The organism is Legionella massiliensis, from assembly GCF_000756815.1.
In the GTDB taxonomy this organism is placed as follows: Bacteria; Pseudomonadota; Gammaproteobacteria; order Legionellales; family Legionellaceae; genus Tatlockia; species Tatlockia massiliensis.
Genome location: NZ_CCVW01000002.1, coordinates 918,469 through 935,237 on the forward strand (window position 1 = coordinate 918,469; position 16,769 = coordinate 935,237).

The following is a 16,769-nucleotide window of genomic DNA, read 5'->3' on the forward strand; positions in this document are numbered from 1 at the left end:
GAGATCCTTCGCTACGCTCAGGATGGCGGAAGGGAGGGGATCTATTACCACAACAAAGCAATGTTCTTGGGTATATACTTTTAACGTCCCACTAAAAATTTTTATAAGGATATAATGATGACTAAAAAATTTGCAGGAAAGGTCGCTATTGTTACCGGCGCCTCCAAAGGAATCGGGGCTGCTATCGCAAAGCATCTGGCAGCAGAGGGTGCATCAGTGGTTGTGAATTACAGTTCAAGCAAGGACGCAGCTGATCGCCTGGTTGCAGCAATTACTCAAAACAATGGTAAAGCAGTCGCTATACATGGAGACCTCTACAAAGAGGCAGATATTAAACATTTGGTGAGTGAAACCCAAAAGGCTTTCGGTTCCATAGATGTGCTTGTTAATAATGCAGGACGCTATGAGTTCTCTCCAATTGAAGAGCTAACAGCCGAGCATTTTCACAAGCAATTTGATCTAAACTTATTGGGATTGCTCCTCACTACCAAAGAAGCCTTGAATCATTTCAACGAGAAAGGAGGCAGCATCGTCAATATCAGCTCTCTAGTTTCCACTGCAACACCACCGCAATCTTCTGTTTATAGTGCAACAAAAGCAGCTGTTGACGCAGTCACAAAGGTTTTATCAAAAGAGCTTGCAGCAAGAAAGATTCGTGTTAACGCAGTAAACCCCGGGATGATCGAAACCGAAGGCCTCATCTCAGCAGGGTTCAATGAGGGTGATACACGCAGCTGGATAGAGGCCAGTACTCCTATGGGGCGCATAGGTACTGTCGATGAGATAGCAGCTGCTGTTTTATTTCTGGCCTCTGAAGATGCAGGTTATATCACAGGAGAAACGATGTTCGTCTCAGGCGGGCTGAAATAGAGGCCTCTCCCATAAGGTAGAACCTTTTGTTATTATCACTGCTGGCAAATTGACAGGGCGTAGGCTGGGCTGACAAGCCCAATGGCACTTAGAAAGCCATACAAAAAATGACCAATGAGCTCCAGGCCATGTGCCAAAGGTTCTCCTCGCCACCGCGCGGTGGCGAGGAGACAAAAAGCATTTTTTACACAGCATTTTAAGTGCCATTGGGCTTAGCAGCCCAGCCTACAGCACTACGCTTATTCTTAGACATCAAACATGAAGGATTAAAACCTTATATGACTACCAAAGAACCAGTCGATGCAGTGATAACCTGGGTTGACGGAAGCGATGTAGAACATGCTAAAAAGCTAGCTAATTACTGTGCAAAACTAGGCATCAAAAAGTCTGAGGGTGCTGCTCCAACTCGTTTTAATGAGCGTGGCGAACTGGTGTATTGCGTTAAATCTTTATTACGTTTTGCTCCCTGGATCCGGACAATTTATATTGTAACTGATACCCAAATCCCGCCTATTATAAAAAGTTTGCAAGGCACTAAGGATGCAGAAAAGCTAAAACTGATTGATCATCGAGAGATCTTTGTAGGCTACGAAAATCATCTGCCAACCTTCAACAGCTTATCGATAGAAACCGCTCTCTGGCGCATTGAGGGTCTGGCGAATCATTTTATCTATCTTAATGATGATTTCTCACTTATCCGCCCGGTCTCTCAAGACGATTTTTTTCGTGATAGTAAGCTTGTATTACGCGGCGATTGGAAGGTTCAATTAGAAAAAAAATGGCGTAATTATTGGAAAAATCTTGCTAAACCTTTCATTAAAGAAAAGCAACCAGCGGTCCCCGAAAATCTGCACCGCGCCGTACAAGAAAAAAGCGCAAAATTAGCAGGTTTCACTAAGCATTTTTTCCATCTCCCCCATGCACCCTACCCTGCAATGCGAACCACCTTTGAACGTTATTTTTCCGAACATCCTGAATTTTTGTCTGAAAATCTGAGTTATCCTCTGCGCGATCATAAACAGTACTGGCCCTTTTCATTAGCGCAGCACTTAGAAATCCAAAGAAAAAATGTTGTCTTTGATAATTCTCTCGAGGTAATTACTATCAATGGCGCCTGCCATTCCCTTGAGCAAATTCAAGCAAAATTAGCAAAGGCTGATAGAAAAAAGAATGTCCCCTTTATCTGTGTGCAAAGCATCGATGAAGCAGCAGAGCCAACACAGCACTTTGTTTTTGAATGGCTTGACAGAAAAATTATTGACTAGCTTGACCCTGTATATGCAAATTCACCTGTCGGCGCAGGACCTTCTTCCTCCATTATTTTAACCAGCCCTGGTGAAAATAATTTTGCCTTGCTCTGGCCAGCTTGAGCAGATGCTTTCTTTGGCGACTGTTGCAGAGCGGGCTCCTGTCCCTGTTTTGTCAGAAAAACAGATAAGTCCTTGAAAGTAGCCTTTTGAGTTGATGAAAGATGTTTGCAATAACCGCTCTCATTAATAAGATTTACAATTAGAATAGCGCTTGAATACATCGTATTAAGCATCAAGCTTTCTGCGGTATCTGTCGCCCCATAGTATTTCTCAATGTAGAGCGCGAACATAACCAATTGCTCAACTTTTTCCTGGCAATCAGACTCTTTGGACGACTCACTTTTAGACTTAAAGAACAAGCCTGAACCCTTTCGCTTGAGTTTAATTAGGGTAAATTTTTGCTCTCCTTCAACAAGAAAGGAACTATATACCAGACGACAAAAGATTTCTCTTGCACTTTCCTTTGCTCGATCTTTGGATGCTGACAAGCTCTTAGTTTTAAAGGGAAATTCAATAATAGTCTTCATGTTTTGCAAAGGGATTTGGAAGAAAAAATCCAACAAGAACTGCTTGTTAAACGCATCATCTGCCTTAGGTGCATTAAGAATCAGTCCTTTAAACTCCCTCGCATCTGCTACTAATGAAAGTAGAGCTTGCTTATGCTCAGTCATTAAATTCATTAAAAAAATATTCAACAACGCCGGATCTTTTTGTTGAATAATCTGAGAAAACAAAGGGCATAGGTTTGCTAAATAAGCGTCTATCCCTAAACGTCTCTGCATATGGAAAACCAAAACATCTAAACGTTTATAGCTCTCCAAGTCCAAGTTTTTAGTTCTGCAAAATTGGGAAAGAGCTAGCTCCAAGATTGATTCTTTGAGATTTCCAGAATCAATCTTCGCCCTTGTTTGTAGCAACGCTTGCAGAATATCGGAATCACAGTTATTTAATATTGCCGCTACGAGAGGACTAACCGTACGATAATTACTATCGAAATCAAAGGGTTGTTCTGACGAGGCGCCTAATTTTAACAAATTATGTAGAATCAAATAGTTATTCTTTAGAATCGCTACACCTAACATCGTTCCTACTAAGGTTGAATTACCAACAACCCTTTGCTCGTCGATCATTCGATTATAGCCACTGCGCCCTTTAAATTTTTTCAAGACGCGGTAAGCGCTTTTGGGATTCTGGCCAACAAGCTCAACCAGATTTTGTAAATCCTGATGAACAAGACAAGTCTCCGGCCTAATACCCTGACTCCGATTTTTTTTAGCTTCCAGGTATTGCTTGGCAATGGCAACAGCTTCCTCTGGCTCGGAATCATATTTTTTAGAGTCTTGCTCTAATCCCTCTGCATAGGCAGCCAAGCCGATAAGTTTCGCCAGTTCATATAAATAATCCACTGAAGAGGTACCGCGAGCACCGGGTGAAAAATCAAGTGGAACTAAAATTGCTTTAAATCCAGCCTTCCTAGCCAGAGTTACAATCACTTCTGAGTCATCCACAATAAGCAGATCCTCAGGCTTAAGCTTTTCGCCACTCGATCTAAATTCGTTAATTCTTTGCAAGATCATATGCAAATCAGGGTTTTTCTCCCTTATATACAGATCCCATTCCTTATCTATTGGCGTATATTGACTCATAAAGGCCGCACGGAATTCTTTAACATCCTCGCTCTTCACAATTAAACTTGGCTTATCAATGCAAAAAAAGATTTTTCTTTTCTTCATGAAATGGAGCAAATCGCTTACAGAAACAGCGCCATTTGCGGATATATCATCATCCAATCGTTTATCGCGGGCAGTATCAATAGCCAAAGGGAGCTTAAGAAGAGAGGCAAATCTTAGGATGGGAATTAATAGATCAGCATCGAGAATTGAACCATAAAGGCCATCGCGCAGATTAACCAAGGTATTATCAACATCAAAGGCCAGGGCTTTTACTCCTGGCTCTATTTTTTCAAACATCTTTTTATCCTATGACTATTCGTCACAATAACTACCCCAACTATTTCACATAAACTTTTTGGGGCACATCGAAATTATACATAACCCCAAAGGCTACCTGGGCTGTATTGGTTGTAATCTTAGTGTTCTTTAGAACGCCACCATTGGGTTCATAAACGGAACTTCTAATACCACCGTAATTAATCTGGCTATAATCCATCATCAAGGTCCAGCGTTCCGTTAAATTATGCCGCACCCCCAGACCATAACGGATTCCGCCGCGATTGGTTGATGCTGAACGTATTGTTGGATCCGATTCCCGAATTTTTATATGACCATTCGCATAACCAATTCGGCCATAAAACCAGGTATCATTGGACAAGAAAAAGCCGGGAAGCAGACTCACCCCTTCGCTATTTTTTACTGTAAAGGTTGTTTTGGAAGTGGTTCCATGGACATACTCATCGTTTGTGAGCTTGTACTCAACTGAACTAATATTGGCATTAACCTCCCCAGCTAAATAGTAACGGTTATACTTCCAGCCATAGCCGCCGAAAACAGTACCAAATCCGCCTAGTCCAGAGAAATGGTTTTTATCAACGACATCAAAGGTACCGGGACGCACAACATGAGCTTTTTGACTAAAGCTAGCACCCTCAGGACCGGCACCAACACCGAGGTAAAATCCGGAAAAGCAGGAAGAGGAGAAAATTAAACCAAGAGCTGCACAAAGAGTTGTTTTCCTTAACATTTTATTTCCTTGAATCTGAATAGGAGCTCTTTGTATATCAGCTAGCCAGCAACTTTGCAAGGATAGAGTCTCTCATCGATTTACACCAATGTATACCGCAACCTCATCGCTGCCGGAGTATAACTCAAAGTCGGAAATAAAATTACGCTGATAACCTTGCGTCTCGGCAAAATAAGACCAGATATTCTGCCAGATTTTAATGACCACCTCTGGCATAACGCCCTGATCCTTAAAAACCAGATAATCACCAGGTTTGACTTCAACGCTAGAGTTGCCGGGTTTTCTAGTCCTATCGTTTAAAGATACTCCCGCCGTAACCTGATAGGAGCCCTCTGCATCTGATTCATAATCCGAATACACTCCAAAAATTTTGGAATTAACTGCGTTTTCGGCAATTTCACTCGCCATAAATTGCTGCCAAAGTGAGGGTAATTTAGCGGTCGCAGGATTAAATTCATCAGTATTTTTTGTGCGGACACTCAGACCAGAAACGAAAAAGCCGTTAAGTACAACTAAATTGGGTTCGTTATAAGACATTATTTTCTCCTTCATTAAGAATAGAGAAAAGATCTTAGACCCTAGCTATGACAGATTCTGACAGTAATGACTTAGAGTTCGTTACTTGCCAACCAACGCCGTATTTCATCAAGGCTATCATCAATAACTCGAAGTGTTTGCTCATAAAGCTGTTCCAACAACTCACGCTGTCCTGTTTTCCAATAACGCTCAAGATATTGGCAAGCCATCTTCATCCGAACAGCCCCCACATAAACCGCCCCACCTTTGATTTTATGAGCAATTTGCTGTGTTTTATCCCAATCATTATTACCATGAGCCGCTTTCATCTGCGATAAATCTTCAACCATTGCTTGGTTCAGCATAAGATCCAACATTTGCAAAAGAATATCCTTACTACCCATCGCCCTCGCCGCTTCATCAGCATCCAAAAGCGGAAATTCATCAAGATTGAATAAATTTTCTTGTGCTGGCAAATCTGCAGCATAATTTCTCATAAAAAAAACCTCCTTTTATGGTGTGTAGAAAATATATTAACAAAAGAATTCGATAATTTCAGAATAGCTCCTATCGCTTAGGTGATAATATTAATAGCATAGATGAGTTCGTTTTGTTTTACTAAAATTATATCAGAGTCTAGTGTGACAATAAGGAATTAGAATGAAGAGAGAAAGTTCCAATATAATATTAATTGTAGAAGATGATTACATCAGCTTTAAAATTGCCAAGGCCTTTTTCGAGCGCTTAGGATGGCAGGTTGAACATGCTGACACTGGCGAAGCAGCAATAGAATTAATTACCCAACGTCATGACGATTTTTATGGTATCTATCTAGACATTGGTTTACCCATTATGAAAGGGATTGAGGTATGTAAAAGAATTAGAGCCTTTGAGCTAGAAAATCCCTTTTACTTAAGCCTTCCTATCATTGCAGTTACTGCTAATTTTTCGACTGAGGATGCAAAAGAATATATTAGTGCAGGAATGCAAGAAACTTTTTTTAAACCCTTGACTCCTGAGAAAACGATAAATTTTTTAGAGCTTTGTAAGACTTGGCATAATAATCTGAGCTAAGACGGAAGAGTTAGAGTAAAGGTAGAGCCTTTTCCGACTTCACTCTTCACAATCAAACTTCCCCCCAAGCTTTCCGCCTGAATCTTTGAAATATATAAACCAGTACCTATTCCTTTAAATTGATTAGCATATTTATTGGAAGGTTCTAGTTTAGTAAAGCGCTCAAAAATATAAGAAAACTTGTCTGTAGGTATACCAATTCCTGTATCAGTAACATCAAAAATGAAATGCTCTTTTGTTCGGTGAATAGAAAGCTTCACATATCCTTTTTCTGTGAATTTAACTGCATTACTAATTAAACTTAACAAGATTAAACTAAGCTTCAACTTGTCTGTTTTAATTAATCCTAGAGCCTCTAGCTCTTCCTGCGAAGGAAAAATTAATGGAATCTTTTTTAAATGCAGCGTTGCCGTAAGCATTTCTTTAATTTTGTGCAATTCCTCATAAAGATAAAATGCATCAATTTTTGTCGCCCCTTCCTCAGTTCGTATCGCCTCTAGAATTTGATGATGGATTTTTTCCCATTGCACACAACTTTCAATCATTGGCTCTAGCCATTCTTTCAATTCAGGATATTGTTCCGCATACAGCGCATACAATACTTCAGCCGATCCATGAATACCTGAAAATGGCGTCCCTAAATCATGTTGCATATTGTGAATAAAGTCGATTTTAGCCTCTACAGCTGCCTCAGCACGTTCTTTAGCGCTGACTAAGGCTAGTTCGGTATTCTTCAGTTCTGTAATATCTACCGATACCCCAATAATTCCAACAATATTTCCTTGCTCATCAATCAGGGGAGCCTTGTGGGTCAGCATAGTAATTTGTCTCTTGTCTGATAAGACAGGGTATTCCTCCAATTCAATCGTTTTGTTCTCTTCAATGATAACTTCGTCAATTTTCTTTAAATTGGGAGCAAATTCTTTCCAAGGCATATCGAAATCAGTTTTACCAACCACATCTGAGATACCAGCCATTTGTAATACAAAATCGTTACAACCTAGGTAAACGCCATTTTTATCTTTCCAATAGATGCTGCCGGGTACTTTATTCAGAATATTTTTTATATAGAAGAGATTTTTTTGAATGCTTGTAATATCGCTAAGCGTCGCAATCATCCCAATAATTTCTTTCTCGGAGTTAAATAAAGGGGCTTTATTTACAAGTAGGTAGCTAGTGTTGCCATTAATAATGATTCTCGGCAACTCTTCATTCTCTTGGGATTGACCTGTATTAATGATATTTAAATCAGCCTGCTCATAGTTATTGATTTGTTCTGCTGTCCAATTGCTAAATTGAAACAGTCGTTGATAAGTTAACTCTTTGTCGTTTGCCGTAAATCCAAATTTATAAAGTAAATTATTATTAGCATGAATCTGCCGACTACCCTTTGAGCGCCAATAGGTCATCGATGGCATGTAAGCAACTACTTGATCTAATTCACTATTCATTTAAAAACCTTTTAGTCAATTACAAAACCAACGGAATCATTATTGAGTCAATATTAACAAATAATGGCTATCCTGATATTTGGTTTTTTGATAAAATACTTTCTTTTTGATAAAATATTGCTCTATGAAAACATTATTTCTCCATGAGTTATTTGAGCGACAAACCCAACTAAACCCTGATGCGGTAGCAATTAAGTGCATCGGTAAAAGCTTTACTTATAGAGAAACTAATAACTTATCACAAATACTTGCCCAGCACTTATTAAAACTTGGCATTACCTCTAATCAATTAGTCGCCGTTATTATGGATAAAGGCTGGGAACAAGTTATAGCTGTCTTAGGTATCTTAAAAGCTGGTGGGGCTTACCTCCCCCTCGATCTAGCTGATTCAGAAGAGAGAATTCATAATTTATTAACTATCTCTGATGTAAAGATTGTCCTTACTCTAAAGAAAATTGAATCAACACTTAAGTGGCCCAAAGGGACGATTGTTATTACCGTTGATTCTTTAGAAAACTCGTCAGAATCGAATGAGGTTAGAACATTATCTAGGGATACCTCAGACCTTGCGTACGTTATTTTTACTTCTGGCTCTACAGGGCAACCTAAAGGTGTGATGATTAGCCATAGATCTGTAGTTAATACTGTTTTGGATATTAACGAGCGCTTTGCAATCAATGAAAAAGATAAAATTCTAGCCCTATCTAATTTAAATTTTGACCTGTCGGTTTATGATATTTTTGGAGTTCTTGCAGCTGGCGGAACCGTGGTTATTCCTGATTCAGAGCAAGCAAAGGATCCTGTTCAATGGTATGAGATTTTTATCAAAGAAAAAGTTACAATATGGAATTCAGTTCCAGCTTTAATGGATCTATTTTTAGAGTACATTCACCATAAAGGATTAAAAGTTAGCTCGCACGCCCTGCGCTTAATTTTATTAAGCGGCGACTGGATCCCTCTTAATTTACCTCCCAAAATTCACTCCTTATTAGGACAAATCAAGACAGTCAGCCTAGGCGGAGCAACCGAGGCATCTATTTGGTCAATACTTTATGAAATAGGCGAAATATCCCCCGAATGGAAAAGTATTCCATACGGAAAAGCCATGAAAAATCAAACTTTCTATGTGCTAAATGACAAACTTGATTTGCTTCCAAATCCAGAGGTAGGCGAACTATATATTGGCGGGCAAGGAGTTGCCGAAGGTTATTGGAAAGATAAAGAACGCACTAACAAACGATTTATTTTTCACTCCCAGTTTGGAAAGCTATACAAAACTGGTGATTTAGGTCGTTATTTACCAGATGGAAATATAGAGTTTCTAGGGCGCGTTGATTTTCAGGTTAAAATTGCAGGATTCAGAGTGGAAATCAATGCAATCGAGAAATATATTTTGGATTTTCCGCATACAAATCAAGCGGTTGTATTGGTTAATAATAATAAAGAAAAAAAACCTCGTCTAGTAGCCTATATCAACTTCGATTATGATAGCTTTTTAAGAAAAGAACATAACAGCTCTTTGTATATTAGGGAGCAAGTCAATCATTGGCAACAGATATACGATGCGCTTTGCATCAACAAATTTCTACCTATTAATGAGCAGACTTTTAATACAGTAGGTTGGATTAGTAGCTATGACAATCAACCTATTCCCAAAATACAAATGCAAGAATGGGTTGCGAGTACGGTCGAACGAATTTCACAGTTAAAGCCCAAGTCGGTTTTAGAAATTGGCTGCGGAACAGGATTGTTACTTTTTCCCTTAGCAGCAATTACTAAGCAATATGATGCTACCGATTTTTCTAAAACTTCTTTAGAGCATATTCAAAATCAGTTAAACCAACTTAATATTGATAATGTAACACTTAAAGAATGTGATGCCTTGAAAATTAGTGAATTATCAAAACATTACGATACAGTTATATTAAATTCCGTAGCTCAATACTTCCCAAGTCTTGATTATTTTATTGAAGTATTAGACCAAAGCATTAATAGCATTGAGAGGTCAGGCCATGTATTTATTGGTGATTTAAGAAGTTTACATCTTTTAAATGAGTTTCACGCGTCCATTCTATTGCATAGAAATATTAGCAATTATTCTTACAATGAGTGGAAAAGAGCCATGCTACAATCTGTTGAGGAAGATGATGAGCTAGTGATTGATTATCAATTTTTCGAGGATTATAAATATAAAAATCAACGAGTTAGCCACATCGAAATTTTATTGAAAAAAGGAAAATATAATAACGAAATGAATAATTATCGTTATGATGCGATTTTATATATTGAGCAGCCTATTACAAAGATTGACAAAGAAATTATTGAAATTCAATGGGATACAAATAAGAGCGAGTGTATCAATCTTGAAAAAATTCACTCAGAGCTATCCACCTATCCCTCGCATTTATTATCCCTCAGCAACGTACCTAATAACCGGGTGAAAGGATTGAGCTATTTAATTAACAATAGTAAAGAGTTCCAAAATGATAAATGGCAAGAAATTTTTGGAAAATACACAGCATCAAACCAGTTTGTAGATCCAGAAATATTTTTCGAAATTGCAGAAGAACACGGCTATTATGCATCTATTACCTGGTCAGATGAGTATCCATCAGAGAGATTTAATGTAGTACTCGAAAAATATAACCCCGAAAATTTTGAAAGAAAATATTTAAACTACTTGAATGCTCCCCGAAGAAAATCAAAAGAAAAAACTTATTATGCAAACTCCCCCATAAAACCACATATTAACCGAGCTCTTATTACAGAATTAAAAGCATTTCTACTGAAAAATCTTCCAAAATATATGATCCCAAGCTATTTTGTTCCCGTCAAAGAATTGCCAATGACAGTAAATGGAAAAGTAGATCGAAACATACTACCAATTATCGATCCACCATTAATCGAAAAAGAATATATAAAAGCACACACCGACACCCAGGAAAAACTTGTATCAATTTGGAAAGAATTGCTAGGAATAGAGCACCTAGGCATAAGAAACGATTTTCACGATATTGGCGGAACATCAATTCTATTAATTCAAATGATTATCAAAATTCACAAAATTTTTGATGTTGAATTAAATTTACAAGAAATTAGAGAATGTATTTCTAATATTGAGAGTTTGAGTGATTTAATTGAGGAAAGGGTGGGGGTTTTAGTGAGTGCTTGATTTATTAGAAAACATGAAAATGGGTTCAAATTATTCGTCTATATCTTCTTCCTGCATCTCTAAAAAGTACATATTTTTGGTCCGACCGGATATGTCGATTTCAGGACATCAAGTGTTTAAAGGGATTGCACAGCGAGGTTATTCTTCCGTAGGTTATTTTTTTGGCTTTAAATTACATCTAGCAATTAATCATCAAGGGGAATTAATGAGTTTTTGTCTCACAAGAGGCAATGTGAGTGACTTAAGTGTGCTATCGAAACTCACTAAGGGACTCTCAGGCCTGTTAGCTGGAGACAAAGGATATGTCAGTAAAAAGCATGAAGAGACTCTTCAAAAACAAGGGCTAACATTAATAACCAAGCTTAAGAAAAATATGAAAAAGAAAATGAGAACTGCTTTTGAAAAATTCTTTTTAGCTCAACGAAATTTAATAGAAACTGTCATTGAACAATTAAAATCCATTTGCCATATTGAACATTCTCGGCATCGCAGTCCTCTTTATTTTTTCGTCAATCTTGTTGGAGGGTTAGCTGCTTACGCTATTAAGCTGCGGAACCCCTCCATCAAAACAACTAAATTACCCCGGGCTTTAAATAATGCCCTTATCCATAACTGACGTTAAATTAATCTAATTTTCTCACTCTAATCGATACAAACAGGAATCCAAGTCTTAAAAATTGTACAATTTAACCCCATTAAATGTATAATAAATATCATTAATGACCTAAATTTAAGTTTTTGCAATATTTTTATTACAATGAAGGAGTTACCTTGAAAATAGCCATTGTTGGTGCAGGATGGTACGGATGTCATCTCGCCCTAGTACTCCAGAAGATGGGGCATGATGTGACTATTTTCGAAAAGAACGATGATATCTTTCAAGGGATATCAGGTAATTTCGGCATCCGGCTGCATAGTGGCTCACACTATCCTCGCTCCCCTGAAACCCGTGAAAGTTGCCGGCGTGGATATAGTGAGTTCATTGAGCGTTATTCCGAGCTTGTTATCGATCACAGTTATTCTATTTATGGTTTGGGTGTTTCTGATTCAACAAATGAAGCATCTCACGTCGGTCCTACAATTTTTAAAGACGTTTGTGAAGAGTTTCCTTCCTCACATGAAATTGCCCCTCAAAAATGGGGTTATCAAAATTTACTAAGCGCACACAATATGGAAGAACCAAGTGTTTTGCTTGGTAAACCTTTACGCGATAAATTCAAACAATACCTCTCAGAAGCTGGTGTTAAACTTCGTTGCCAAACAACTATCGAAAAAGTCGTATCAGAAAGTGAGCAAGTTTGCCTAACTCATTCTAAGGGCGAGGAGCAGTTTGATAAATTAATCAATGCATCAAGCTTCCAAACCTTATTACCTCAAGAGGCACTACCTTTTCCTTTTGAAGTTGTTTATCAGCCATGCTTAGGCTTAGTTTACAAAGATTTAGAGCCCCTAGAAAAGCCCTTCTCTTTTATTGTTATGGATGGCTTATTTCCCTGTGTAATGCCTATTGTTGAAGAAAAACCAGCAAACTCTGAGCACTATTTATTAACACACGGCCAGTACACTATCCTGGCATCTTGCCAAAAACTAGAAAGTGCCCAAGCAATCTTAGAGCGAATTGATGATAACTACATTGAATCAATAATAAAGCCTCGTTGTGAACAAGAAATAAATCGTTTCTGGCCAGAATTTGCTGAACGTTTCCAGTATCAAACATGGAAAGGGGCAATTCTGGCTAAACTAAAGACAAAAACAGAGTTTCGTAGCGCTGTAACTTTTGAAAAAGATAATATTATCCATATTATTCCTGGTAAGATAAGCAATATTTTTGATGCTGAACGCGAGGCCATTCAATTACTGGCTAATCATCATATAAAAACTAAAAATGACTATCGCTATGTTGAGGACGGTGTACTAGACCATGGACTCAATGAAATCATTACACTTCCAGAAGAGAACCAAAGAGCAACAACAACCCTTCAAACTTATACTGATTTAAGTAACTCAGAAAATCATAGCCCGCCATCTTACGTGTCTCTTCGATAAGCTTAACCTCCTTTTTCAGCGTTGAATAGGCTATTATCTATATAAAGCGTTTGCCCAAGAAGCTTCATGAAAAATATAGAAAATAATATTATTCCATGGATTAATGAGTATCCATGGCCTGCTTTTGTTATATTCCCAGAACGCAGTAGCATCCTAGGCAATAAACTCTTAGAGGAGCTCTTGGGTGACCAGGATCATGGCAACATTCAAATAAGCTCTCTTACTCAGAGAGAAGAATTTGAACCATTGAGCAAACTAATTCAGCAAACTAATCTGTCTAAAACAGATACTTTGCCTGTCACTTATCATGAGCAGAATTGTTTGCAATGGTTAGTCTATGAGTCAAACAATGCGTTAATTTGCCTGAGCCAGCCAGTAAATGCTTTTATTCAAGCAATTGAGCATGCAAAAAAACTTCAAACTTCAATTATCGATTTACTGCCTAGTCATTATATTTTGTGGAAGAACATAGACTCCGTTTACCTAGGTTGTAATAAAGCTCTTGCTGATGCACTGGGGCTTCCCTCTACCAATGCAATTATTGGTAAAACAGATTTCGATTTACCTACGACCAGAGAACAAAGCGAATTATATCGTGCAGATGATAGAGAGGTAATGCGAACTGGGTCACCTAAGCTAAATATTGAAGAAACTCAAACCTTACCGGGACAAGGTAATCGAACGTTATTGACATCTAAGGTTCCATTGCTCAATGAGCAAGGCATAGCAACTGGTGTTTTAGCCATTTATTCGGATATTACCGAACAAAAGGTATTACAGCATTCATTAGAGGTATCTAAAGAGAAAGCTGAAGCAGCAAACAATGCAAAAACTGAATTCCTAGAAAACATGCGACATGATATTCGTACCCCATTAACGGGTATTGTTGGATTTGCTGAGATCCTCAAAATTGAGTCTCAAGAGCCTCGTATTAAGGAGTATGCTGAAAACATAGTTGCGTCAAGCCAAGCGTTGCTGCATTTAATGGATGAGGTTTTAGAGGCAATCAGGGTTAGTTCTGGTGAAATTCCCAAGTTAAGGAAAAAGTTTGAGCTAAAGAAAATTCTAGAGCATATTTTAAATTTGAATCGTTCAAAGGCAGCGCAAAAACGGCTTGATATTACCTTTGATTTTGACTCAGCGATTCCCCAATATTTAGTCGGTGACAAGATTCGTATTCACCGTGTTGGCCTAGAGTTAATGGCAAACGCGCTTAACTTCACTGATCAAGGGTTTGTCAAAATTTCCGCGAAGCTTGCTAAACAGGAGAATCGTGAATCAATCATTAAGCTCATTGTTGAAGACAGTGGAGTCGGGATCCCTAAAGAGAAACAACAAGAAATCTATCTTCAATTTAGACGATTAACACCATCATACCAAGGCATTTATAAAGGGGCAGGCTTGGGTTTATCGGTAATTAAGCAGTTTATTGATGAATTAAATGGTGAAATTTATGTATCTAGTGAACCAGGTAAAGGGTCTCAATTTACCTGCATCATTCCTCTGCAAAAGGCTCTTTTAGACGATGATGAGGGTATAGACACCGATTTAGAGCGCTTATTTGATGCAACCTATGAATCGACCTATGCGCAACAATTTAGTCCGGCGCTGCTGACTAATGAGAATACAGAGGATTTTACGCATCGTATATTGGTTGTCGAAGATACTCTAATTGCACAACGAGTTGCACAATCACTATTAGGTCAATTTCAATGCCAAACCGATATTGCGGATTGTGGTAAAAAAGCCGTTGAAATGGCAAATTCCAATGACTATGACCTAATCTTTATGGATATTGGTTTACCTGATATGGATGGTTATGAAGTCACTCACCGAATTCGGGTGCAAGAACTGACAAAGAAAAATCATGTTCCTATCATCGCATTAACAGCTCACGCTGGTGATGAGAACAAAAAACGTTGTATAGAAGCCGGCATGAACGCCGTTTTAAGCAAACCACTGACCCTTCAAAATTGTTCAGACATTATTGAATCGTTCATTCCTGGCCAACGAAAAGAGAAATCAGAAATTAGCAAAAATAACGGCTTGCCAGAAGAGGTCTCCCACTTATTTGAGCTCTCTCAATTCCCACTTCTCAATTTAGAGGAAGGGATTAATACTCTAGGCGATAAGGCTGTTCTCTTTGACATGCTTAAGCTCATGATTAATGGTGAGCTAACAAAGGATTTAGCCATGATGAAAGAAGCTCATGATAATAACGATTGGGATAAAATCCAACAAGTAGCCCATAAAATAAAAGGAGGGTCTGTTTATGTCGGTGCGATTCGTATGGGAATAGCCTGTCAATATTTAGAACGTTATTGGAAAACAGGGCAACGTGATTTATTAGAACAGCTCTATCAACAACTGATTGCAGTAATCGATGATAGTATAAAGTCTATTCAGGGTTCACTTAACAAGTAGCGCTTGCCCCCAATTTCTACAAATTCAGATAAATCATGAATAACATCATAATAGATAGGTAATCCCCCCATTTTTAATTGAAGTTAAAAGTAGAGGATTAGCAACTAGTGCCAATTTTTGCCTAGGAGGAATGCCTCCAATAGCAGTATTTGGACGTTCATTGTTGTACGTCCATAACCATTGTGTGGCATGTAGTTGCACCTCAGCAATAGATTCGAATAAATATTGGCTTAACCAATCATACCGAACAGTGCGATTATACCGTTCAATATAAGCATTTTGCTGTGGATTTCCTGGTTGAATAAAGACCAATCGTATTTGATTTTTATCAGCCCATTGTTCTAGCAACTTACTTATATATTCAGGGCCATTGTCACAACGTATTTGCCGGGGTTTGCCACGCCATTCAATGATTTGATTAAGAGCTCGTATGACCCGCTCTGCCGGCAAAGATAAATCAACCTCGATAGCAAGACCTTCGCGGTTGAAATCATCGAGCACATTAAATAACCGATACCTCCGACCATCTTCTAACTGATCATGCATAAAGTCCATCGACCAGCATTCGTTGATTGCAGTTGGTACCGCCAATGCCTCTGGCTTTTCCCTTATTAACCGTTTTTTGGGTTTTATCCGCATGTTGAGTTCTAATTCCCGATAGATTCGATAAACGTGTTTGTGATTCCAAACAAACCCCTTCACATTACGCAAATAGAGAAAACATAAGCCAAAACCCCAATTACGTTGGTTCTCGGTTAAACGCATCAACCAATCCGCTATGATTACATTTTCATCATCTAATTGTGGCTGATACCGATAACAGGTCTGACTGAGGCCAAATAACTCACACGACAAGCGAATCGAAATATCCTTATTAGCCACCGCCTTTCTCGCCAATTCTCGTCGGCGTGACGGTGTTACCACTTTTTTTCAATGGCCTCTTTGAGTATCTCTGCTTTTAATCGTTCCTCTGCATACATCTTTTTAAGCCGGCTATTTTCAGCTTCCAGCTCTTTTAGCCGCGACATCATCGATGCATCCATTCCTCCAAATTTAGCTCGCCATTTGTAAAATGTAGCAGCGCTAATGACATGTTCTCGGCAGAGTTCTGAAACAGGGGTGCCACCTTCGGCTTGTTTTAGAATCGACAGGATTTGGCTATCTGTAAATTTTGATCTTTTCATGAAGAATCTCCTCCAATATAGC

Annotated in this window: 13 protein-coding genes; 7 read left to right on the forward strand and 6 right to left on the reverse strand. The window is 38.5% G+C overall.

Features of this window, described 5'->3' with window-relative positions; genetic code table 11:
* The first annotated feature begins 117 nt into the window (after positions 1-117).
* The gene (locus tag BN1094_RS11150; protein WP_043874451.1) at positions 118-870 is read left to right on the forward strand and encodes an SDR family NAD(P)-dependent oxidoreductase; all 753 of its coding nucleotides are present in this window, start codon (positions 118-120) and stop codon (positions 868-870) included.
* 200 nt (positions 871-1,070) lie between these two features.
* Positions 1,071-2,135 carry a stealth family protein gene (locus tag BN1094_RS11155; RefSeq protein ID WP_081935122.1) on the forward strand — a complete coding sequence of 355 codons (1,065 nt, stop codon included), beginning with the start codon at positions 1,071-1,073 and terminating at the stop codon, positions 2,133-2,135.
* Here BN1094_RS11155 and BN1094_RS11160 read toward each other — a convergent pair.
* The 4 genes from BN1094_RS11160 to BN1094_RS11175 form a co-directional block, all read right to left on the reverse strand.
* Positions 2,132-4,150: an HAD family hydrolase gene (locus BN1094_RS11160; RefSeq protein ID WP_043874452.1), complete on the reverse strand. Its 2,019-nt coding sequence runs from the start codon at positions 4,148-4,150 to the stop codon at positions 2,132-2,134. The two genes, BN1094_RS11155 and BN1094_RS11160, sit on opposite strands and share 4 nt — an antisense overlap.
* A 40-nt stretch (positions 4,151-4,190) precedes the next feature.
* The gene (locus BN1094_RS11165; protein WP_043874453.1) at positions 4,191-4,880 is read right to left on the reverse strand and encodes an outer membrane protein; all 690 of its coding nucleotides are present in this window, start codon (positions 4,878-4,880) and stop codon (positions 4,191-4,193) included.
* Positions 4,881-4,952: 72 nt separating this feature from the next.
* The gene (locus BN1094_RS11170; RefSeq protein WP_043874454.1) at positions 4,953-5,417 is read right to left on the reverse strand and encodes a GyrI-like domain-containing protein; all 465 of its coding nucleotides are present in this window, start codon (positions 5,415-5,417) and stop codon (positions 4,953-4,955) included.
* 71 nt (positions 5,418-5,488) lie between these two features.
* Positions 5,489-5,893, reverse strand: a complete 405-nt coding sequence (locus BN1094_RS11175; RefSeq protein ID WP_043874455.1) for an Hpt domain-containing protein — start codon at positions 5,891-5,893, stop codon at positions 5,489-5,491.
* Between the two features lie 163 nt (positions 5,894-6,056).
* Here BN1094_RS11175 and BN1094_RS11180 point away from each other — a divergent pair, with 163 nt between their 5' ends.
* Positions 6,057-6,470, forward strand: a complete 414-nt coding sequence (locus BN1094_RS11180; RefSeq protein WP_043874456.1) for a response regulator — start codon at positions 6,057-6,059, stop codon at positions 6,468-6,470.
* Here the strand turns inward: BN1094_RS11180 and BN1094_RS11185 are convergent.
* Positions 6,467-7,921 (reverse strand): ATP-binding protein, encoded by a 1,455-nt coding sequence (locus tag BN1094_RS11185; protein WP_043874457.1) that lies wholly within the window; start codon positions 7,919-7,921, stop codon positions 6,467-6,469. The two genes, BN1094_RS11180 and BN1094_RS11185, sit on opposite strands and share 4 nt — an antisense overlap.
* Before the next feature lie 124 nt (positions 7,922-8,045).
* Here BN1094_RS11185 and BN1094_RS11190 point away from each other — a divergent pair, with 124 nt between their 5' ends.
* The 4 genes from BN1094_RS11190 (at position 8,046) to BN1094_RS11205 (ending at position 15,563) form a co-directional block, all read left to right on the forward strand.
* Positions 8,046-11,093, forward strand: coding sequence for an amino acid adenylation domain-containing protein (locus BN1094_RS11190; RefSeq protein ID WP_052403256.1), 3,048 nt, complete (start codon positions 8,046-8,048; stop codon positions 11,091-11,093).
* Entirely contained in the window at positions 11,086-11,709 is a 624-nt protein-coding gene (locus BN1094_RS11195; RefSeq protein ID WP_081935123.1) for an IS982 family transposase, read from the forward strand. Before BN1094_RS11190 ends, BN1094_RS11195 begins: the two co-directional genes overlap by 8 nt.
* A 155-nt stretch (positions 11,710-11,864) precedes the next feature.
* Positions 11,865-13,139 (forward strand): FAD-dependent oxidoreductase, encoded by a 1,275-nt coding sequence (locus tag BN1094_RS11200; RefSeq protein ID WP_043874458.1) that lies wholly within the window; start codon positions 11,865-11,867, stop codon positions 13,137-13,139.
* A 66-nt stretch (positions 13,140-13,205) separates the two neighbouring features.
* Entirely contained in the window at positions 13,206-15,563 is a 2,358-nt protein-coding gene (locus tag BN1094_RS11205; RefSeq protein ID WP_081935125.1) for a response regulator, read from the forward strand.
* A gap of 45 nt (positions 15,564-15,608) precedes the next feature.
* Here BN1094_RS11205 and BN1094_RS11210 read toward each other — a convergent pair.
* Positions 15,609-16,747 (reverse strand): IS3 family transposase gene (locus tag BN1094_RS11210; protein ID WP_099909011.1). Its coding sequence is split into 2 segments (ribosomal slippage): positions 15,609-16,486 and positions 16,486-16,747, totalling 1,140 coding nucleotides; the frame shifts between segments, so codons are not numbered across the junction.
* Between the last annotated feature and the right edge of the window lie 22 nt (positions 16,748-16,769).